24 protein-coding genes and 1 pseudogene are annotated in these 20799 nt (G+C 37.3%); 20 read left to right on the top strand and 5 right to left on the bottom strand.

From position 1 onward, the window contains the following. The first annotated feature begins 189 nt into the window (after positions 1 to 189). Both trmB and DJ93_RS09145 read left to right on the top strand, forming a co-directional pair. Positions 190 to 843 (top strand): tRNA (guanosine(46)-N7)-methyltransferase TrmB, encoded by a 654-nt coding sequence (gene trmB, locus DJ93_RS09150; protein ID WP_042980398.1) that lies wholly within the window; start codon positions 190 to 192, stop codon positions 841 to 843. A 73-nt stretch (positions 844 to 916) separates the two neighbouring features. Continuing rightward, positions 917 to 1771, top strand: a complete 855-nt coding sequence (locus tag DJ93_RS09145; protein ID WP_042980397.1) for a YtnP family quorum-quenching lactonase — start codon at positions 917 to 919, stop codon at positions 1769 to 1771. Positions 1772 to 1804: 33 nt separating this feature from the next. Here the strand turns inward: DJ93_RS09145 and DJ93_RS09140 are convergent, their stop codons facing one another. After that, complete coding sequence (locus DJ93_RS09140) at positions 1805 to 2116, bottom strand: PepSY domain-containing protein (RefSeq protein ID WP_042980396.1); 312 nt, start codon at positions 2114 to 2116, stop codon at positions 1805 to 1807. A gap of 142 nt (positions 2117 to 2258) precedes the next feature. Here DJ93_RS09140 and DJ93_RS09135 point away from each other — a divergent pair, with 142 nt between their 5' ends. The 10 genes from DJ93_RS09135 to murC all read left to right on the top strand — a co-directional run bounded on the left by DJ93_RS09135 (position 2259) and on the right by murC (position 14276). After that, positions 2259 to 3332 carry a M42 family metallopeptidase gene (locus tag DJ93_RS09135; protein WP_042984169.1) on the top strand — a complete coding sequence of 358 codons (1074 nt, stop codon included), beginning with the start codon at positions 2259 to 2261 and terminating at the stop codon, positions 3330 to 3332. A gap of 241 nt (positions 3333 to 3573) precedes the next feature. Next, complete coding sequence (locus DJ93_RS09130; RefSeq protein ID WP_042980393.1) at positions 3574 to 4083, top strand: DUF84 family protein; 510 nt, start codon at positions 3574 to 3576, stop codon at positions 4081 to 4083. An 84-nt stretch (positions 4084 to 4167) separates the two neighbouring features. Next, on the top strand, positions 4168 to 4482 hold the full coding sequence (locus tag DJ93_RS09125) for a thioredoxin family protein (protein ID WP_000838192.1): 315 nt from the start codon (positions 4168 to 4170) through the stop codon (positions 4480 to 4482). A 78-nt stretch (positions 4483 to 4560) separates the two neighbouring features. Next, complete coding sequence (locus DJ93_RS09120) at positions 4561 to 5373, top strand: DUF1444 domain-containing protein (RefSeq protein ID WP_042980392.1); 813 nt, start codon at positions 4561 to 4563, stop codon at positions 5371 to 5373. Continuing rightward, positions 5370 to 5984, top strand: coding sequence for a YtpR family tRNA-binding protein (ytpR, locus tag DJ93_RS09115; protein ID WP_042980390.1), 615 nt, complete (start codon positions 5370 to 5372; stop codon positions 5982 to 5984). Before DJ93_RS09120 ends, ytpR begins: the two co-directional genes overlap by 4 nt. 144 nt (positions 5985 to 6128) lie before the next feature. Then, positions 6129 to 6482, top strand: a complete 354-nt coding sequence (locus DJ93_RS09110) for a hypothetical protein (RefSeq protein WP_042980387.1) — start codon at positions 6129 to 6131, stop codon at positions 6480 to 6482. A gap of 38 nt (positions 6483 to 6520) precedes the next feature. Continuing rightward, positions 6521 to 7477 (top strand): N-acetylmuramoyl-L-alanine amidase, encoded by a 957-nt coding sequence (locus DJ93_RS09105; protein ID WP_042980385.1) that lies wholly within the window; start codon positions 6521 to 6523, stop codon positions 7475 to 7477. Between the two features lie 156 nt (positions 7478 to 7633). Beyond that, on the top strand, positions 7634 to 11530 hold the full coding sequence (locus DJ93_RS09100) for a DNA translocase FtsK (protein WP_042980382.1): 3897 nt from the start codon (positions 7634 to 7636) through the stop codon (positions 11528 to 11530). A 61-nt stretch (positions 11531 to 11591) separates the two neighbouring features. Further along, positions 11592 to 12710: a nicotinate phosphoribosyltransferase gene (locus DJ93_RS09095; protein ID WP_042980380.1), complete on the top strand. Its 1119-nt coding sequence runs from the start codon at positions 11592 to 11594 to the stop codon at positions 12708 to 12710. Positions 12711 to 12965: 255 nt separating this feature from the next. After that, positions 12966 to 14276 carry a UDP-N-acetylmuramate--L-alanine ligase gene (murC, locus tag DJ93_RS09090; protein WP_042980378.1) on the top strand — a complete coding sequence of 437 codons (1311 nt, stop codon included), beginning with the start codon at positions 12966 to 12968 and terminating at the stop codon, positions 14274 to 14276. Positions 14277 to 14366: 90 nt separating this feature from the next. On the opposite strand, the gene DJ93_RS34375 is transcribed toward murC, so the two are convergent. Together DJ93_RS34375 and DJ93_RS09085 are read right to left on the bottom strand one after the other, a co-directional pair. Next, positions 14367 to 14501, bottom strand: a complete 135-nt coding sequence (locus DJ93_RS34375; protein WP_259300193.1) for a hypothetical protein — start codon at positions 14499 to 14501, stop codon at positions 14367 to 14369. After that, a complete protein-coding gene (locus DJ93_RS09085; RefSeq protein WP_042980377.1) occupies positions 14498 to 14842 on the bottom strand; it encodes a PadR family transcriptional regulator in 345 nt (114 codons plus the stop codon). Before DJ93_RS09085 ends, DJ93_RS34375 begins: the two co-directional genes overlap by 4 nt. A 124-nt stretch (positions 14843 to 14966) precedes the next feature. On the opposite strand from DJ93_RS09085, the gene DJ93_RS09080 reads away from it, so the two are divergent. From DJ93_RS09080 to DJ93_RS09055, 6 genes and pseudogenes are all read left to right on the top strand, one after another. Beyond that, positions 14967 to 15380, top strand: a complete 414-nt coding sequence (locus DJ93_RS09080; RefSeq protein WP_042980375.1) for a MerR family transcriptional regulator — start codon at positions 14967 to 14969, stop codon at positions 15378 to 15380. Continuing rightward, the gene (locus DJ93_RS09075) at positions 15370 to 16275 is read left to right on the top strand and encodes a DMT family transporter (RefSeq protein ID WP_042980374.1); all 906 of its coding nucleotides are present in this window, start codon (positions 15370 to 15372) and stop codon (positions 16273 to 16275) included. Before DJ93_RS09080 ends, DJ93_RS09075 begins: the two co-directional genes overlap by 11 nt. A gap of 69 nt (positions 16276 to 16344) precedes the next feature. Further along, entirely contained in the window at positions 16345 to 16893 is a 549-nt protein-coding gene (locus tag DJ93_RS09070; RefSeq protein WP_042980373.1) for a GNAT family N-acetyltransferase, read from the top strand. Then, the gene (locus DJ93_RS09065) at positions 16890 to 17381 is read left to right on the top strand and encodes a GNAT family N-acetyltransferase (protein ID WP_042980372.1); all 492 of its coding nucleotides are present in this window, start codon (positions 16890 to 16892) and stop codon (positions 17379 to 17381) included. Before DJ93_RS09070 ends, DJ93_RS09065 begins: the two co-directional genes overlap by 4 nt. A 75-nt stretch (positions 17382 to 17456) precedes the next feature. After that, the gene (locus DJ93_RS09060; protein ID WP_042980369.1) at positions 17457 to 17852 is read left to right on the top strand and encodes a PH domain-containing protein; all 396 of its coding nucleotides are present in this window, start codon (positions 17457 to 17459) and stop codon (positions 17850 to 17852) included. Positions 17853 to 17959: 107 nt separating this feature from the next. Further along, positions 17960 to 18226, top strand: a pseudogene (locus tag DJ93_RS09055) (hypothetical protein); the annotation flags it as partial. 44 nt (positions 18227 to 18270) lie between these two features. Here DJ93_RS09055 and DJ93_RS09050 read toward each other — a convergent pair. Further along, positions 18271 to 19386: an aminopeptidase gene (locus tag DJ93_RS09050; RefSeq protein ID WP_042980368.1), complete on the bottom strand. Its 1116-nt coding sequence runs from the start codon at positions 19384 to 19386 to the stop codon at positions 18271 to 18273. Between the two features lie 187 nt (positions 19387 to 19573). Here DJ93_RS09050 and DJ93_RS09045 point away from each other — a divergent pair, with 187 nt between their 5' ends. Both DJ93_RS09045 and ytxJ read left to right on the top strand, forming a co-directional pair. Next, on the top strand, positions 19574 to 20083 hold the full coding sequence (locus DJ93_RS09045) for a DUF948 domain-containing protein (protein WP_080743657.1): 510 nt from the start codon (positions 19574 to 19576) through the stop codon (positions 20081 to 20083). 2 nt (positions 20084 to 20085) lie between these two features. Beyond that, positions 20086 to 20412, top strand: a complete 327-nt coding sequence (gene ytxJ / locus DJ93_RS09040) for a bacillithiol system redox-active protein YtxJ (protein ID WP_042980365.1) — start codon at positions 20086 to 20088, stop codon at positions 20410 to 20412. A 31-nt stretch (positions 20413 to 20443) separates the two neighbouring features. Here ytxJ and DJ93_RS09035 read toward each other — a convergent pair whose 3' ends face one another. After that, positions 20444 to 20722 (bottom strand): hypothetical protein, encoded by a 279-nt coding sequence (locus tag DJ93_RS09035; RefSeq protein ID WP_042980364.1) that lies wholly within the window; start codon positions 20720 to 20722, stop codon positions 20444 to 20446. Positions 20723 to 20799 lie beyond the last annotated feature (77 nt).

Raw genomic sequence — 20799 nt, 5'->3', positions numbered from 1 at the left:
ATCGTAGGCTAACGAAACGTAGAAGTTTCGTTTAATGCTCTATGTAGTTTTTATCAAAATGGTACATCTTATACTTGAAAGAAACGGACCGAGTGCTCGTACGTACTTGGTTTTTTGTTTGATAGATTGATGAAAAAGAAAGAAGGAATCATTCCTTTAAAAAAGTTTGGTAAAGAGAGGGAGACATCTATGCGTTTAAGACATAAACCGTATGCAATGGATCGAATTAACGAATATTCACATTTTGTAATTGGAAACCCAGAAGAACGCTCTGGTAACTGGAAAGAAGTATTTGGAAATGAACAACCTATTCATATTGAAGTAGGTACAGGCCGCGGCCGATTTGTTTATGAAATGGCGAAAGCAAACCCACATATTAACTATATCGGAATTGAAAAGTTCACAAGTGTTGTTGTAGACGCGCTTGATAAGTTAATCGAAGAAGAATTGCCTAATTTAAAGTTAATTAATAAAGATGCGGAAGATTTAACTGTTTTCTTTGCGAAAGGTGAAATTGATCGAGTATATTTAAACTTCTCAGATCCATGGCCGAAGAAGCGTCATATAAAACGTCGTTTAACATATAAAACGTTTTTACGTAATTATGAAGAAGTACTAGTAAAAGGCGGAGAAATTCACTTTAAAACAGATAACCAAGGTTTGTTTGAATACTCTCTTATGAGCATGGCTGAATATGGTATGTTATTAACATTCCTTAGCCTTGATCTTCATAATAGTGATTTTGAAGGTAATATTATGACGGAATACGAAGAGAAATTCTCTAGTAAAGGTCATCGTATTTACCGAGTAGAAGCGAAATATCGTACGGAGCCTGTGCAGTAATGCACAGGTTTTTTTATATGGAAAAACAATCTGAATTTTATGTTAAAATTAAGATAGAAAAGGGGGATGCGAGATGGAACAGTTACAAATTGGAGAAATAAAAGTGACATGGCTACGAGGTGGAAACACCCATTTAGATGGGGGCGCAATGTTTGGGGTTGTACCGAAAGTTCTTTGGTCACGTAAATATAAACATAATGATACAAATCATATTTATTTACGAACAGATCCGTTGCTTGTGCAAACGAAAGAAGGAAACATGCTCATTGATTCTGGAATTGGGAACGGAAAAATGAATGAAAAAATGAAACGAAATCAAGGTGTAACAGAAGAATCATCTGTTCATGAATCATTAGGGGAACTTGGATTAAACCCTGAAGATATTCATTATGTTTTAATGACGCATCTTCATTTTGATCATGCATCTGGCTTAACAAAATGGGAGCGTGATCGTCTTGTTCCAGTATTTCCAAATGCAAAGATCTACGTAAGTGAGACGGAATGGAATGAAATGAAAAATCCTAATATTCGCTCACGTAATACATATTGGAAGGAAAACTGGGAACCAATTATAGACCAAATTATTACCTTTAAAGAAGAAATAAAAATTACAGACGAAATCAAGATGGTACATACAGGTGGGCATAGTGATGGTCATGCGGTTATTGTTCTTGAAAGTAAGGGAGAAATGATGCTCCATTTAGCAGACCTCCTGCCGACGCATGCTCACCAGAATGTATTATGGGTTATGGCATACGATGATTATCCGATGACATCAATTGAAAATAAGAAAAAGTGGATGGAATACGGTGTTGAAAAGAAGGCGTGGTTTACATTTTACCATGATGCATATTACCGCGCAGTGAAGTGGGATGAGGAAGGGAATATGATAGAGAAAGTAAAGAGAACGACAAGTATAGAAGCGTAAATATAATAAAAAAGCTAGTGAAAACTAGCTTTTTTATGCTGCTGTGACTTCTAAAACAGTACCTGTTTTTGCATCAACTAAAAATTCAAATCGTTCTTGTATATCATTTAAAATTGTTGTAAGACCGCCGCGGTATACTTCGTACGCGACATCATATTTTTCAAACGTCTCTGGAACCATATGTACCCAAGAGCCAGTAATTTCGCCTTTATGACTTAGTGCTTGTTTGACCATTTTCAATGCTTTATCTGAAGAAATATGGGATTGTTCTTGAACTTTATTTGCAACGAGATAACCAGCTGCAAAACCAACGCCAAGACCTGCTATTAAACCTTTCCAACTCATATATTCACCTCAATTCTATAAAATAGTGTACCGGTAATAATTATAATGCAATTTTAACCAAAAAAGAAGAAACTAGAAACATTTCGAAAATTTCGTTACAATAAAAGAGGTATTCTACTAAGGTTTGAAAGAAGGGGACTTCGTGAATAAAGAGACATTAGAATTATTTCGTACGTTAACAGAATTACAAGGTACATCCGGCTTTGAACATGATGTGCGCCGTTTTATGAAACAAGAGTTAAGCAAGTATGCAGATGAAATTGTTCAAGACGGTCTAGGTAGCGTGTTTGGTCTGAAAAAAGGGGACGAAACTGGCCCTCGCGTACTTGTAGCAGGTCATATGGATGAAGTAGGTTTCATGGTTACGCAAATTACGAAAAACGGGATGATTCGTTTTCAAACGTTAGGCGGCTGGTGGAGCCAAGTACTATTAGCGCAACGTGTACAAGTTATGACGAAGAACGGCCCTATTGTTGGGGTTGTTGGCTCAATTCCTCCTCACTTATTGAGTGATGCGCAACGTGCGAAACCGATGGATATAAAAAATATGTTAATTGATATAGGTGCAGATAGTTATGAACAAGCGCTTGAGATTGGTGTGAAACCTGGACAACAGATCGTTCCGATTTGCCCGTTTACACCGATGGCAAACGAAAAGAAAATTATGGCAAAAGCTTGGGACAACCGTTACGGATGTGGACTTGCTATTGAATTACTAAAAGAATTAAAAGATGAAACATTACCAAACACGTTATACTCTGGTGCAACTGTTCAAGAAGAAGTTGGTCTTCGCGGAGCACAAACAGCAGCAAATATGATTCAACCAGATATCTTCTATGCGCTTGATGCAAGTCCAGCAAATGACGCATCTGGTGATACGACGCAGTTCGGACAGCTAGGAAAAGGAGCTCTTCTTCGTATTTATGACCGTACGATGGTAACACATAGAGGAATGCGTGAATTTATTTTAGATACAGCAGAAACGAATAACATTCCGTACCAATACTTTATTTCACAAGGTGGTACAGATGCAGGACGTGTACATACAAGTAACTCTGGTATCCCATCAGCAGTAATTGGTGTTTGCGCTCGTTACATTCATACACATGCTTCTATTTTACATGTTGATGATTATGCAGCTGCAAAAGAATTAATTACGAAGCTTGTGAGAGCAACAGATAAAACGACATTAGAAACAATCAAAAATAACGCGTAAAAGGAAGGGGGAAAACCTCTTTCTTTTTTTAGATTTGAGAGAGGACCAAGCCATGGATAGAAGCGGTCAGTGCTTATTTTCATCTCGTACTATGTAACCCCCGAAAGATGGAGTGAGAAGAAGATTTGTTTTATGGCAGGAAATAGTGTGATATGGAAGTGAAGAGTTAAAATAAAAAAGAACGAGAGTATGAATTACCTTTTGTTTTTTTATAGTGCGAATTTGTATAGAGGTGAACGAAATGAAAGTAGCAGTAGGATCGAAAAATAAAACAAAGGTAGGGGCTGTACAAGAAGTATGGAAAGAAGTAACGATTACATCCGTTTCTGTTCCTTCAGGAGTAGCGGCGCAACCATTTTCTGATGAAGAAACGATGCAAGGGGCAATCAATAGGGCGGAGCAGGCGTTGCAAGAAGAAAAGGCTCACATAGGTATCGGACTAGAAGGCGGTGTGATGAAAACAGCACACGGGTTGTTTATGTGTAACTGGGGTGCTTTAGCGACAAGTGAGGGTAAAATATTTGTTGCAGGCGGTGCACGTATTAAATTGCCAGATGATTTTTTAACGCCTCTTGAAGAAGGAAAAGAGCTAAGTGAAGTAATGGAAGGCTTTGTGAAACGAAAAGATATTCGCAGCCATGAAGGGGCAATCGGCATTTTTACAGATGATTACGTTGATCGTACAGCGTTATTTGTACATGTTGTAAAGTTATTAGTTGGTCAATATAAGTATGATGAAAAGCAAGCATAAACCTTGCATGGTGCGTGATGTATGGTAGTATAAAGGAAAGATTATAGTGTGAAAAAAGTGCACTCGTCAGAGGAGGAAATATAGATGAAATCATTAGAAAGCATGGAACAATTCCAAGAATTAAAAAATGAAGAGAACGTAGTCTTTATGTTCTCAGCAGAATGGTGCCCAGATTGCCGTTTCGTTGATCCATTTATGCCAGAAGTAGAAGAGAAGTATAGTGATTTCTCATTTTACTATGTAGATCGTGATGAGTTTATTGATTTATGCGTGAAATTAGACGTATTTGGCATTCCGAGCTTTGTAGCGTACAATAAAGGTGAAGAAACTGGTCGCTATGTAAACAAAGATCGTAAAACACAAGAACAAATCGAAGAGTTTATTGAAGGTTTAAAATAAGGCGATTAGCCAATTGAATTGTAAAACAACCTCTACCTTCGCGGGGGAGGTTATTTTTTTGGAAGGGAGGAAAAAGAGATGAAAATGACGAGTAAAAAGATGAAAGACGAGTTAATGAAGAAATTATCTCGCCCGGAATGGGACTTTCATTATGATAGTGAAAAAGATATTCTTCGTATTGAACAAAAAGATTCGAAAAAAGGCATTAACGTATCGCTTCCAGGAGTTGTGGCAAAATGGGAAGTGAACAAAGAAAAAGCGATTGAAGAGGTCGCTTATTACGTACAAGAAGCGTTAATTGCAATGCACAAAGAAGAAAATAGCGCGGCGAAAATTTTACCTGTTATTCGCTCTACTTCTTTCCCAAAACAAGCAGAAGAAGGAAATCCGTTTATTATGACGGATCATACGGCGGAAACACGTATTTACTATGCACTAGATTCTAATAAAACGTACCGACTAATTGATGAGCGTCTATTACAAAAATTAGAGCTTACAGAGCAACAAGTACGTGAAATGGCATTATTTAATGCCCGCTCATTAGGTTATGAATTTAAACAGGATATAGTAGCTGGTAATACATTTTATTTTTTAAACACAAACGATGGATATGATGCAAGTCGTATTTTAAACGAATCGTTACTACAATCGATGCGTGAAAAGATTTCTGGTGATATGGTTGTTGCTGTTCCTCACCAAGATGTATTAATTATTGCTGATATCGTCAACGAAATCGGTTATGATATTATTGCACAAATGACAATGAAATTTTTTGCCGAAGGGCATGTTCCGATTACATCACTTTCATTCGTATATGAAGATGGAGATTTTGAACCAATCTTTATTTTAGCGAAGAATCGGAAGAAGACAGATGGAAAAGAGAAAGGATGAACGAAGTGAACGTTTTTTACAACCTTGAAGGAATTGGTGACACATTAATTGTTGCCTTACAAGATATTACTTTAGAAAACCGTGAATTTGACCGCAAAGGAGATGTTGCTCGCGTTTATGATCGTGAAAGCAACGTAACAGGAGGATTCAACATCTTTAATGCGTCTTCTTATGTGGAAGTTACAGAAAAAGGAAACGTTACATTAACGAAAGAGTTTGTTGAAAAAATTAACGAAATTTTAGCGAAGAACGGCTTTGAAGAAAAAGTAGAAGCAGATCTAACACCGAAATTTGTTGTAGGTTATGTAGCAGAAAAAGAAAAGCATCCAAATGCTGATAAATTAAACATTTGTAAAGTAGAAATCGGTACAGAAACATTACAAATCGTATGTGGTGCACCAAACGTTGATGCAGGACAAAAAGTTGTCGTTGCAAAAATCGGTGCTGTAATGCCAAGCGGTATGTTAATTAAACCGGCTGAGCTTCGCGGTGTTCCTTCTTCTGGAATGATTTGCTCTGCACGTGAATTAGATCTTCCAGATGCTCCACAAGAAAAAGGTATTCTTGTATTAGAAGACAGCTTTGAAGTTGGACAAGAATTTAAATTTTAATTGATATTAGGAAAAATAGTCTCATATATGTGAGGCTATTTTTTTTGCGGAATTTTTGGGATTGTAACGCTTTTCCTCGAAATCTATATTGTATTTCAAAAACAATTTAGTTAAAATTTAGAAAAAATAGAAGGGGATAGACGTATGAAACAACAACCGAAAGTAAAAGAACTTCTTAAGCTAATTGAAACTTCAAAACAACAAGATATTGAATTGGAGTCATACGAAATATATTTATTTGACGAAGCAGAGTTAGAAAAAGGACAGATTGGTTACCGTTATGATAAAAATAAAAATTCATTAATAAGTAAAGAAAGCGGAAAGTGGCAAGAAGGATGGATTGTCATCGGATATGAAACAGACATGGGTGATCCTATTTTCGTTAATGCAGATGAAGATACTTATCCAGTTTATACAGCAGAGCGCGGATCAGAAACGTGGCAGCCAATTTATATTTGTCGTATGGATGAGGTTATAGATAAGGTGCGAGAAAATTAAAATGCTTTTAAATCGGTGCAAAGTGATGGGAGAGAAAGATGAAATATATAAAAATAATGAGCGTAATTGCATTCATTGGATTATATGTGGGAGCTTGTTCACAGGAGCAACCTAAAAAAGACACCGCATCTTCGTTACAAGAAAAAAACAGCGAGAAAAAGAAAGAAGCATCGGTAGAAAAATGGCAGGAAGAGCAAGAAAAGAAAGAAGAACCTCAAGTTGTCCAAACAAATGAACAGGAAGAGCCGGAAAAGAAAGAAGTAACAGTTGAAGAGAAGAAAGAGGAAGTCACACCAGCGAAGCAGTCTGAACAACTAGCACAAAACAATGAGAAAAAAGTGGATAGTAACGAAAAGCAAGGAGATTTCCTCGTTGTTATTGATCCAGGACATCAGCAAAAAGCTAACTTGAATTTGGAGCCAATTGGCCCGGGAGCAACAATACAGAAATATAAAGTAACAGATGGTACGACAGGGGTTGTGACGAAAAAGAGGGAGTCAGTTCTTGTGTTAGAAATGGCTTTTCTATTGAAAGAAAAGCTCGAAGCAAAAGGTATGCAAGTATTGATGACGAGAACATCACAGGATGTTGATATAAGTAATAAGGAAAGAGCGACATTCGCGAATGATCATAAGGCGAATTTATTTTTGCGTCTTCATGCAGATGGATCAGAGAATGCTGGACAGAGTGGATTTGCTGTGTTGACGCCAGCAGAAGGAAATCAATATACGAAAGAAATTTATGCAGAAAGTCTTCAAATATCTCAAACAATTGTAAACAAAATGAAAGAGAATCCTAATGTGAAAGTAAATGGTATTAAATTTCGCGATGATCTTTCTGGATTCAATTGGTCAAAGGTCCCTGGTGTCTTATTGGAACTTGGATTTATGTCGAATCCTGAAGAAGACAAGAGATTATCTGACCCACAGTATGTAAATTCGTTGCTTCAAAGTGTAACAGATAGTGTAGATGAATATCGGAAGAAGAAAGCTTAGGTGGCAGTCTCATGTGGAAGACTGCCTTTTTTATGTAATGAATACTAGTAAATTAGAATATTATGGATAAGGTGAATATGCTTAATTTTACCTGCACTTTTTGGCGAATGCTGATACAATAAAGGATGTTACTATTTAGTAGAAAGAGTGGTAAGCATGTTAGATTGGATGAAAAAGCTGTTTAACAAAGAGGAAGAAAAAACAGCGATGAATAAAGAAGTGCAGAAACAAGATGAAAGTCAGCCGAAAATTCCTCGTGTAAACCACTACACTGAAGCAAGAGAAGCACAAATGGCGAGTAGGAATGTAGGCGCGAAATGCCGTTTTCCATTAATACCAGATGATGGATTCGATGAGGAGGATGTGGAAGAAACAACACGTTTTGAAGAGCAACCTATTCAAAGAATCATGAGTATGGAAAGACGCAGGCGTACATATGTAGAAAAACAACAAGAAATAGTTCCTGCATCTATAGAGCCGGAATTCGTACCTGATCCCGAACCTATCGTCAAAAAAACATCTGTACCGGTGCAAGAAAGTAATCGAAGACCGTTCCGCCCAACAGAAATGATTTCTCCTATCTTTGGATATAATCGTCCTTCAGCAAAACAACAGGTTGTTAAGAAGGAAGAACAGGAAAGAGAAGATCTTGAAATATCCGTCGAAGGAAAATCAGTCGTTGATGCTTGGTTAGAGAAAAAAGGATACAAGCTATCGGATTTCTCAGAATCAGTGCAGATTTCTTCTAATAATGAAGAGGAAGAATTCGTACATGGGCAAAAAGAAGAGAAACGAGGAGAAAAATCAGTCGTTGATCAATGGTTAGAGAAAAACGGTTATGAAACTGAGCGCCAAGTTCCTTCATTAGAAGAACAAGAACAAGTTCAAGAAATGAGAGAACCACGTGAAGTTTCAACAGATTACCAGCTTCAAAAACCGGCTGGGCAAAAAGGACAAGAGGAAGGTGCAGCGAAACAAACAATTGCAACTTTACAAGCTCTTGAGCCAGAACAAGATGTAGTGGTGTTATTTAAAGAGGATAACGAAGAAACTCTACAAAAGGAATCAGTAGATTCCAAAATAGAGAACGCGGATACAATATTAACAGAAGAAATCGAATGTAAGACAGAAATAGAAGAACAACCAGTAGAGACAACTATTTTAGAAGAAAATATAACTGAAGTAGTAGCAAAAAAACAGGTTGAAGATGAAACCCCTGAAGAAACAGTAGTAGTGGAAGCAGAGGAAGAAACTCCTGAAGAAGCAGTGACAGTGGAAGCAGAGGAAGAAACTCCTGAAGAAGCAGTGACAGTGGAAGCAGAGGAAGCAACTTTTGAAGAAGCGGTGACAGTGGAAGCAGAGGAAGAAACTCCTGAAGAAACAGTAGTAGTGGAAGCAGAGGAAGAAAGCCCTGAAGAAGCGGTGACAGTGGAAGCAGAGGAAGAAAGCCCTGAAGAAACAGTGACAGTGGAAGTAGAGGAAGAAACTCTTGAAGAAGCGGTGACAGTGGAAGCAGAGGAAGAAAGCCCTGAAGAAACAGTGACAGTGGAAGCAGAGAAAGAAACTCTTGAAGAAGCGGTGACAGTGGAAGCAGAGAAAGAAACTCTTGAAGAAGCGGTGACAGTGGAAGCAGAGAAAGAAACTCTTGAAGAAGCGGTGACAGTGGAAGCAGAGAAAGAAACTTTTGAAGAAGCGGTGACAGTGGAAGCAGAGGAAGAAACTCCTGAAGAAACAGAGGGTACTCCTGAGGAATCTGTGATTTCTCAGCAAGAAACAATTGAACGTAAAGAAGAAAATGAAGTACCAACTTCAGAAGCAGATGAGCAAACGAAGAAAGATGTTCAAAGCTTTGCGAATGTTTTAATTGAAGAAGCAGCCGAAAAGAAAAATGTTGCTGAAGAACAACTTGCTATGCAAAAAGAAGAACCGAAGCGTGAGAAAAAGCGTCATGTACCATTTAATGTTGTTATGTTAAAACAAGATCGAAAGAAACTAATGGAAAGACATACAGCAAGAATGAATGTAACACACTCTCCTGTGGGTGAACGAATTGAAGAAAAAACGATGCAGCAAGTAGTGGTAGAAGCACAAGTGGAAGAGAAGCCGATGCAGCAAGTAGTGGTGGAAGCACAAGTGGAAGAGAAGCCGATGCAGCAAGTAGTGGTGGAAGCACAAGTGGAAGAGAAGCCGATGCAGCAAATAGTGGTGGAAGCACAAGTGGAAGAGAAGCCGATGCAGCAAGTAGTGGTGGAAGCACAAGTGGAAGAGAAGCCGATGCAGCAAGTAGTGGTGGAAGCACAAGTGGAAGAGAAGCCGATGCAGCAAGTAGTGGTAGAAGCACAAGTGGAAGAGAAGCCGATGCAGCAAGTAGTGGTAGAAGCACAAGTGGAAGAGAAGCCGATGCAGCAAGTAGTGGTGGAAGCACAAGTGGAAGAGAAGCCGATGCAGCAAATAGTGGTGGAAGCACAAGTGGAAGAGAAGCCGATGCAGCAAATAGTGGTGGAAGCACAAGTGGAAGAGAAGCCGATGCAACAAGTACAAGCACCAATTTCAAGTACAGAAGTACAAGAGAAAGCATATGTTGTAAATCAACGAGAGCACGATATACGCAATGTGCTACAAACACCGCCAAAATATGAACTTCCTTCGTTAACATTGTTGACGATTCCAGCTCAATCGACACTAGATAACACAGAATGGTTAGAAGAACAGAAAGAATTATTAGATACGACATTTAATAATTTCCATGTTGGAGCTCATGTTATTAATGTTTCACAAGGGCCAGCGGTAACTCGTTTTGAAGTACAGCCAGATCCAGGTGTAAAAGTAAATAAAATTACAAACTTAAGCGACGATATTAAGCTAAGTTTAGCCGCGAAAGATGTTCGAATTGAAGCGCCAATTCCAGGAAAGAGCGCAATTGGAATTGAAGTGCCAAATAAGGAAAGTAAGCCAGTATTCCTTCGTGAAATTTTAAGAAGCCCAGTATTTACAAAGAGTGAATCGCCGCTTACAGTTGCACTTGGACTTGATATTTCTGGGGACCCAATTGTAACGGATATTCGAAAAATGCCACATGGACTTATTGCGGGTGCGACTGGTTCAGGGAAAAGTGTTTGCATTAACGCGATTTTAACGAGTATTTTATATAAAGCGAAACCACATGAAGTGAAATTAATGCTAATCGATCCAAAAATGGTTGAGCTTGCACCGTACAATTCTGTTCCACATCTTGTAGCACCTGTTATTACAGACGTAAAAGCAGCTACAGCCGCATTAAAATGGGCAGTCGATGAGATGGAACATCGTTATGAATTGTTTGCGCACGCTGGAGCTCGCGATTTAACTCGTTATAATACAATCGTAAGCGAGAGAGAAATTCCAGGTGAGACATTACCGTATATCGTTATTGTCATTGACGAGTTAGCTGATTTAATGATGGTTGCTCCTGGTGATGTCGAGGAAGCAATTTGCCGTATCGCACAAAAAGCTCGTGCTTGTGGTATTCATTTATTAGTTGCGACGCAGCGTCCATCTGTAGATGTTATTACAGGTTTAATTAAATCAAATATTCCAACGCGTATCGCGTTTACGGTATCATCTCAAGTTGATTCGCGTACGATTATTGATATTGGGGGCGCGGAGAAATTACTTGGTCGTGGTGATATGCTATTTTTAGGAAATGGTACGTCTAAACCAGTTCGTGTACAAGGCGTATACGTATCCGATGATGAGATAGAAAAAACAGTTGATCATGTGAAAAAGCAAATGAAACCAAATTATTTATTTAAGCAAGAGGATTTATTGGCGAAAACAGAACAGAGTGAATCTGAAGATGAACTATTTTTTGATGCATGTCAATTTGTTGTAGAGCAAGGGGGAGCGTCTACATCTTCTGTACAGAGAAAATTCCGCATTGGTTATAATCGTGCGGCACGTCTAATTGAAGAGATGGAATCGCAAGGGATTATTTCTGAGGCAAGAGGAACAAAACCGAGAGATGTCCTTATTTCTGAGGATGAATTTGCTGCTATGCAGGAAACGAATGTATAGTACGCGGTTTTGCTGTATACTAAGAGAAAATGTTGGATAGTAAAGTAGGGAGTAAAGCGACATGAAAGAAATTGAATTAAAGTTAAAAGGTGAAATAAATCGACTAACAAATAAAACATTTAAATTTGATGAGCGTGTTGGAGAAGGATGGTTCTCTGCCGTTTACTTTTTAAAAACTAGAGAAATTATTGAAGAATTTCGCCCGAAAAGTGTTGTAACAATGCAGTTTTTCCAAAAAGAACATGCTGTACTTTGTGGAACAGATGAGGTAATCGCATTGTTACAAACATTCGCTAAAAATCCTGAGGAGCTTGAAATTCATTCTTTAAAGGATGGCGACAAAATTAGTCCATTTGAAACAGTTTTAACAATTCATGGTCCTTATGAATATTTTGGGTTTTTAGAAGGTGTAATCGATGGGATTTTAGCTCGTCGTACATCAGTTGCGACAAATGTATATAACGTTGTCCAAGCTGCACGCAGCGTTGAGAAGGAAAAACCAGTTATTTTCATGGGAGACCGTGACGATCACTATACACAACAAGCTGGTGACGGATATGCGGCATACATCGGAGGTATGAGCGCACAAGCGACGCATGCAATGAATGAATGGTGGGGCAAGAGTGGTATGGGGACAATGCCTCACGCATTAATTCAAATGTTTAATGGTGATGTTGTTGAAGCTGCAAAAGCATACCATAAAAAATTCCCAGAAGACGAATTGGTCGTATTAATTGATTATAATAATGACGTTATTACAGATGCGCTCCGTGTTGCACGTGAATTTGGATCGACATTAAAAGGTGTACGTGTTGATACATCACGTACAATGATTGACCAATATTTCATTCGTCATCCAGAAGTGCTTGGAACATTTGATCCACGTGGTGTAAATCCATCACTTGTATTTACACTTCGTAAGGCGCTTGATGAGGAAGGGTTCCAACACGTAAATATCGTTGTAACCGGTGGCTTTGATGAAAAGCGTATTCGTGAATTTGAAGCACAAAAAGTTCCTGTAGATATATATGGAGTAGGAAGTAGTTTATTAAAAATGAACATTGGCTTTACTGGTGACAATGTGGAATTAAATGGAAAGCCAGAAGCGAAGGCTGGCCGTAAATATCGTCCAAACCTACGTCTAGAGCGTGTTCAATTAGAAAAAAGAGAAGAGATGTAAAAGACAGAAAAACTGATAGGTGATTGACCCTATCAGTTTTTCTGTTATCATAGTATAACAGCTTGTTTTTTGCTATAATAAGTTTGTTATGGACATAAAAGAAGTACGTAAGTACGTGTTTATCCTGATAAGTGAAGATAAAAGAGAACTTCGCTTCATCAGAAATGTATGATGATTACCAAAATAAGAAAAGATTCATATACTGTCTTATAGATAGGACGTTGTATTAGTTCGAAATGTTGGAGGTTCTTTAAGATGACAGTTTACCATTTTGTAGGAATTAAAGGAACAGGAATGAGTTCATTAGCACAAATTCTTCATGACATGAAGCATACTGTTCAAGGGTCTGATTATGAAAAGCGTTTCTTTACACAAACAGCATTGGAAAAGCGTGGTATTTCCATCCTTCCTTTTGATAAAAATAATGTGAAAGAAGGACAAGTGATTATCGCAGGAAATGCATTTCCTGATACGCATGAAGAAATCGTAGCAGCAAAAGAATTAAATATTCCAGTACATCGTTACCATCACTTTTTAGGTGAACTTATGAATCAGTACACAAGTGTTGCTGTAACTGGTGCACACGGAAAAACATCAACAACAGGTTTGTTAGCCCATGTAATGCAAGGCGCACACCCAACGTCTTATCTTATTGGAGATGGAACAGGGCATGGGGTAGAAAATAGTAAGTATTTTGTGTTTGAGGCTTGTGAGTATCGTCGTCATTTCTTGTCTTACTATCCAGACTATGCAATCATGACAAATATCGATTTCGATCATCCAGATTATTTCGCAGACGTCAATGATGTGTTCAGTGCATTCCAAGAGATGGCATTGCAAGTGAAAAAAGGTATTATTGCATGTGGTGATGATGAAGAGCTTCAAAAAATTCAAGCGAAAGTACCTGTTATTTTCTATGGATTTGGAGAAGATAATGATTTCCAAGCACGTAACATTCAAAAGAGAACTGATGGTACTGTATTCGATGTATTCGTTCGTAATACGTATTATGAAACGTTCAAAATCACAGGATACGGCAACCATAGCGTATTAAATGCATTAGCAGTTATCGCGCTTTGTCATTACGAAAACGTTGATGTAGAAGCAGTTAAACATCAACTAACAACTTTTGAAGGCGTAAAACGTCGCTTTAATGAAAAACCGATGGGAGAACAAGTTATCATTGATGACTATGCACACCATCCGACAGAAATTAATGCAACGATTGAAGCTGCTCGTCAAAAACACCCAGAACGTGAAGTTGTCGCTGTATTCCAGCCGCACACATTCTCACGTACAGAAAAGTTCTTAGATGAGTTTGCAGAAAGCTTAAGCAAAGCTGACCAAGTATACTTATGTGATATTTTCGGATCAGCACGTGAAAACAAAGGTGAATTAACAATTCAAGATCTACAAAAGCGTATCGATGGCGCAGAACTAATTACAGATACAACAACGGATGTATTAAAGAAACATAAAAACGGCGTTCTTATTTTCATGGGCGCAGGTGACATCCAAAAATTCGAAGCAGCTTATGTAAAAGAAGTTCAAGTTGCAGAGAAGTAATAGAAAAGACGCATAGCTATGGCTGTGCGTCTTTTTTGTGCTGTTGTGGGTGTGCATCGTTGTTGAATCTAGTTGGTAAATTGATATATTTTAAAAAGCGTTGATATGTTGGTACTGTTTGTTTTTATTGTAATGTTGTTTTAACAAAATGATATACAGTGAACTAAAAATAACATATCCAATTAAATAATAGAATGAAAACATATCGAATTGTTCCTTGTTCATTTTTTATCCTCTCCTTTAGCTAGTAACATTAGAGCATGATAAACTGCGTCATAATCATGTAAGCGACTATGTAAAATTTCTCTCCCCTCGTCTGTAATCTGATAGTATTTTCTTTTTGGTCCATCACCGGACTCTTCCCAATAGGAAACAGCCCAATTGTTTTTCGTGATTCGATTTAATATAGGGTAAATCGAGCCATTTGGAATATGAAATACAGGGATTTCTTGTAATGCACTTGTGATTTCATATCCGTACATGGGTTGTTTGCTTATTAGAGACAAAATAGCGAGATCAAAAACACCCTTGCGTAATTGAATTATAAAATTATCATTTTTTTCCATACTTTAACTATATATGATTGATATCTAGATATCAATCATATATAGTTGTTTTTTATTTACGTATTGACCTAGAGTTAACTCTAGGTTGTAAGATAAACATGTGAAACTAAGGGGGGAGAAGAACATGTATAAAATTGGTGAAGTAGCAGAATTAACGGGGATGGGTATTCACACTTTGCGCTATTATGAGAAATTAGGATTATTACCACCACCAACGCGAAATAGTGGAATTCGTCAGTATACAGAAGGTGATGTACGTTTATTAAAATTTTTATATTCATTAAAACAAACCGGAATGTCATTAGAAGAGATGGTCGAATTTGCAAGTGATGGATGCATTATAGAGGAGATTAGACAGAGGAAAAAGGAAGTACCTGCGAAAGTAAAAAAGAGGATCTCAATTTTAACAGCACACTTAGATCGTTTAAAAGAACAACAGGAGCAATTGCAAAAAGTAGCCCGGCTAACAGAGGAGAAATTAGAAATTTATTACGGTTTTCTAGAAGGAAAAGATTTGGAGGCTGACAATGAGAAATAAAGTATATGCTCAGTTATTAGGGTTTGCGATTTTCACTGGTGGGACATTTAACGTTTCAAAATACGCAGTACAATATTTTTCAGCTATTCATATAGCTGCATGGCGTTTTGGGATTGCTGCAATTGTGATGTTATGTCTTTTAAAAATACGAAAAGATTTTGAGGTGGAAGTATGGAGGAAGAATAGGGCTTATTATTTTTTACTTGGTATAGTTGGTGTATTCGGCTTTAACTTCTTTTTCTTTTTAGGAATGAAACATACAGAAGCTATTAATGGAGCGCTTATTATGGCGACAAATCCACTTGTTACGGTATTGTTAGCAAGTATAATTTTACGAGAGAGAATCGTGAAACGCCAAGTGATTGGAGTGTTATTTGCACTACTTGGTGTTATTTTCGTCCTTACAAAAGGCTCGTTTGCAATACTACAAAATGTATCATTTTCAAAAGGGGATTTTTATATCTTATTAGGGAATATTTGCTGGGCGTTATACGGCGTATTAAGCAGAAAATGTATTAAAACGGGTAGTCCAATACAAACGACGACGTATACGATGACTATTGGGGCAGTTGCTTTTATTATGGTATCTTTCATGCAAAAGAGTGTGGTACCGATTTCGGAAATTCCTCTACCAGCTTGGTTATCGATTTTATTTATGGCACTTGGAATGAGTGTGCTCGGTTATTTATGGTGGAATAATGGAATCGCTCAAATCGGTGCAGCAAGAACGTCCTTATTCTTTAATTTAGTTCCTGTTGTTACTATGATTATTTCTTTTGTAGAAGGATTAAATATAACAGCTGCACAGTGTATAGGGATGATATTAGTTATTACAGGAGTGCTATATTCTTCTGGGCTTCTTGCGATTAAATCAAAAGAAAGTGTGAATGGCTAACATTTTTCACTCTGAAATGTTAGAATAATAAAAAAATAAAAAATAAAAAATAAAAAGGGGCTAAAAAACATGTTCACACTTCGAGTAGATAGTGAAATCGAACTGCAATTATTAGAAAAACATCATAAAGAGGAATTATATGAATTATTAGATCAAAATCGTAATCATTTAAGAAGATGGCTTCCGTGGGTAGATGGGACGAAATCTGCTGATGCTTATGATGATATTTTTCCGATGTGGTTAAAGAAATTTGCAGAAGGAGACGGTTTTGAAAGTGGTATACGCTACAAAGGAAAGCTCGTTGGGATGGTTGGCATTCATCCGGTGAGTTGGGGGAAGAAAGCGACGAGTCTTGGATACTACCTTGCAGAAGATGCTGGTGGAAAAGGGGTTATGACGCGTAGTGTGAAGGCTGTGCTTCACTATGCATTTGAAAATTTAAAGCTGAATAAAATTGAAATTCGTTGTGGTGTTGAAAATGCGCAAAGCCGTGCAATTCCAGAACGCTTAGGTTTTAAGTTAGACGGTATTTTAAGAGATGAAGAATGGTTATATGATCATTTTCAGGATATCGCTGTCTATAGTTTACTAGCTTCAGAATGGAAGGAGATTCGATGAACGAGAAGATTTGTATCATTCCATATGAAAGTAAGTTTCAAGATGAAGTAGTAGATCTCATTGTTCATATTCAGCAAAAAGAGTACAATGTCCCGATTACGAAAGAAGAGCAGCCGGACTTACTAGAAATAGAAACGTTCTATCAAAGGAATCAAGGAAACTTTTGGGTAGCAACTTATGATGGTAAAGTAGTTGGAACGGTAGCTTTATTAGATATTGGGAATCATCAAATAGCTCTTAGAAAAATGTTCGTGAAGAAAGAGTTCCGCGGGAAAGAATGGGGCGCATCACACTTGCTGCTTCAAAAAGCAATTTCGTGGGCTGAGAATAAAAAGTTAAAAGGTATTTATTTAGGGACAACACTGAAATTTTTAGCAGCGCATCGCTTCTATGAAAAGAATGGATTTCAAAGTGTAGGTATGGAAGAGTTACCAAAGAGTTTTCCAGTGCTTGAAGTAGATAAGAAGTTTTATGGATATAATTTGTAAAACAGGTCATTCATGAATGATCTGTTTTTATGAATCGAATTGGAGGTAATGGTATAATTTAGGTGGGGTGATAGTATGAATTTTCCTATTCAAAGAAGTAAATCAGCGGTGATTCTCATTAGTCTCACGTTAGCGTTTATGATTGCATATCCACTTGTAATGTTGATTACAAATAAAGGGGATTGGATGTCGGCTGTAATTGGAATGGTGCTATGTTTAATTGTGAATGTCCCTCTCGTTTGGGATATATTTATAAAAAAACATAAAGTAGAAAATGGCGTGTTGAAATACGGTATTTTAAATGATGATATCGTATTATCAGATGTGATTGTAGTTCGCCAAGTTGGAAAATCTCTTGAAATTACAACGAATGCATATAAAGTGCACATGATTGCGATGCCACAAGATACGAAGAAGTTATTATCACTTATCGAGAAAGAGAATTCACATGTCAAAATAGATATGAGATAGCCTGCTCTACATAGAGAGGTTATTTTTTAGGGGAATGAATAATGAAAAAAACCTTTATGTTATTTTTGTTTCTATTAAGCACATCCATCCTTTTAATGATCTGATAAAAAGAGATTATAAAAATTACGGAAGCAATGAAAATGGATAAGTGGGAAATGGAATCTGCTCCTATGGATACTCCGCAAGCAAGAACGTATAAATTGTATCAAGGTGATACTGTAAAATGGGGAGAGTGCAGTAAAGATAAGGAAAAGTTAAATGGAATTATTACTATTACAGTATATAAAGATGTTCCTTACATTGAAGTTGAAATGAAAAATAATAAAATGAGTTTCAAAGTACCAAAAGATGTGGTGAAAGACATATTAAAGTAGTAATGAAAAAACGCTCGGATTTTATTCCGAGCGTTTTTTCTGTATTATTTTAAGTTTTCTGGGTTTAAAGCTTCTAGTTCAGGTACAACGAAACGTCCGTCTTTACGGATTAATACGTCGTCGAAGTAGATTTCACCGCCACCGTATTCAGGGCGTTGGATGCATACTAAATCCCAGTGAATGTTAGAGTTGTTGCCGTTCCATGCATCGTCGTAAGCTTGTCCAGGAGTGAAGTGGAAGCTGCCATCGATTTTTTCATCGAATAGGATGTCTCCCATTGGATGTAAGATGTATGGGTTTACGCCAATTGCAAATTCACCAACGTAGCGTGCGCCTTCGTCTGTATCGAAGATTTTATTAATGCGTTCTGTATCGTTTGCAGTTGCTTTAACGATTTGACCATTCTCAAATTTAAGCTGTACATTTTCAAATGTATAGCCGTTGTAAGGTGATGGTGTGTTATAAGAAACTGTACCGTTAACAGAATTGCGAACTGGTGCAGAGTATACTTCACCGTCTGGAATGTTTAAATGACCAGAACATTTAATAGCTGGAATGTCTTTAATGGAGAATGTTAAGTCAGTTCCAGGACCAGTTAGGCGAACTTTATCTGTTTTGTTCATTAATTCAACAAGGCTATCCATTGCTTTATCCATTTTACCGTAATCTAAGTTACATACTTCGAAGTAGAAGTCTTCGAATGCTTCTGTGCTCATTTTAGCAAGCTGTGCCATAGAAGCATTTGGGTAGCGAAGGACAACCCAGCGTGTTTTCGGAACACGGATGTCTCTATGAACTTTTTTACCAACTGTTTGGCCATGAATTTTCATGCGCTCACTTGGAACATCAGCTTGTTCGTTAATATTGTCTCCAGAGCGAAGGCCGATGTAAGCGTCCATATTTTTCATTACGCTTGCTTCATATGTAGCGATTTGCTCGAAATGCTCTTCAGTAGCACCCATTAATAATGAGCGATCTACACTGTAATCCTTTAAAGAAACGAATGGGAAACCGCCAGCTGCATATGCTTCTTTTACAAGTGCAGTTACAAGTTCTTTTTGTAAGCCAAAGTTTTCAATTAATACTTTTTCCCCTTTTTGCAGGCGGATAGAGTAATTAATTAAATTGTATGCTAACTTTTCAATACGTGGATCTTTCATATGTAAAGCCTCCCTACTAATTATGTATCCTTTCTTATTGTAACCTACTTGGTGGAATTTGTTGAATGATTTATGTTAAAGTTAACGAACAAGTATGAAAATTCTAATGAGAAGACAAGTGTTAGAATGAAACAGAAAATGATTGTATAATAGGAGAAAGTATGAAAAAGATAAAGGAAGTGATGAAATGCAAGTTCTTTTATATGTAAGTGCGGCTGTTATTGCAGTTGCTTTCGCCGTATTGGTAGTATACGCATGCAGAACGTTACTATCGGTTCAAAAGACATTAGAAAACGTTGCGAGTACACTAGAGGGCTTAGAAAAGCAAATGCAAGGGATAAGCGTAGAAACGGAACAATTATTACATAAGACGAACGCCTTAGCTGATGATATTCAACAAAAGTCACAGTCACTAAATAAAGTAGTAGAAGGGGTAGATGGAATCGGAACGACGATTCATTCTTTAAATACGAAACTGCGTAACGTATCGGATTCTGTTACGAATGAGATTGAAAATAATGCGGATAAAGTAGCGCAAGTTGTACAATGGAGTAGTGCTGCAATTGAAGTATATAATCATTTCCGCGCTACGAGACAAGAAAAGAAAATCGAGAAAGCAGAGAAGAAATTAGAGAGAGCTGAGAAAAAAGCAGAACAGAAAGAAAAGCGCTCTAGACTTCGTATGAGAGGTGAATAATAATGAGCATGACAAAGATCAAAACGATTGAAGAATTTGAAGCGTTATTAGAAAATCCTGAGCCATATGTTCTTTTTAAACATAGTACGACATGCCCAATTAGCCACGGTGCATACACAGAATTTGAAGCGTATTGCAATGAGGCGAAAGATATACCAACATATTACTTATATGTGCAAGATTCGAGAGATGTTTCAAACCGTATTGCTGAGCATTTCGGTATTAAACATGAGTCTCCACAAGTGTTATACATAAAAGACGGGATGGCAGTATGGCATACATCTCATTGGAATATTAAAAAAGAAGCTTTAGAAGAAAATATAAAGTAGAAAGAAGCAAGCGGAGACGCTTGCTTTTTTTTTAGCTTTTGCGTTTAAGAAGATGCAAAAGGGTTTCCTCGAAATTCCTTTGTTTTTTTGCGCTATGTAATATTTGATCGAGTTTTGCAGAACCTACAATGAAGCGAATATCTCTGTTTTCTAAAAAAAGACGCATATACTGAGCGAATAAGGACTGAAACCATTCTTCATTTCGTAGACGCTTTAAATTTTCATTAATTTGAGCTTCTGTTGGCATTTGCTTTGAAGCTTCAACTTGAGCGATGAGATTTAACAAAATCTCAAGTGGTGTAGTATCCATAACAACCCCCTCTTTTCCAATACATGATAAGAAAGAGATTCGGTTATTCCTCTTCTAAACCCTTCCAATTGTATATT

It is taken from the genome of Bacillus clarus (assembly GCF_000746925.1).
In the GTDB taxonomy this organism is placed as follows: domain Bacteria; phylum Bacillota; class Bacilli; order Bacillales; family Bacillaceae_G; genus Bacillus_A; species Bacillus_A clarus.
This window is presented reverse-complemented; position numbering and strand designations above follow the sequence as displayed.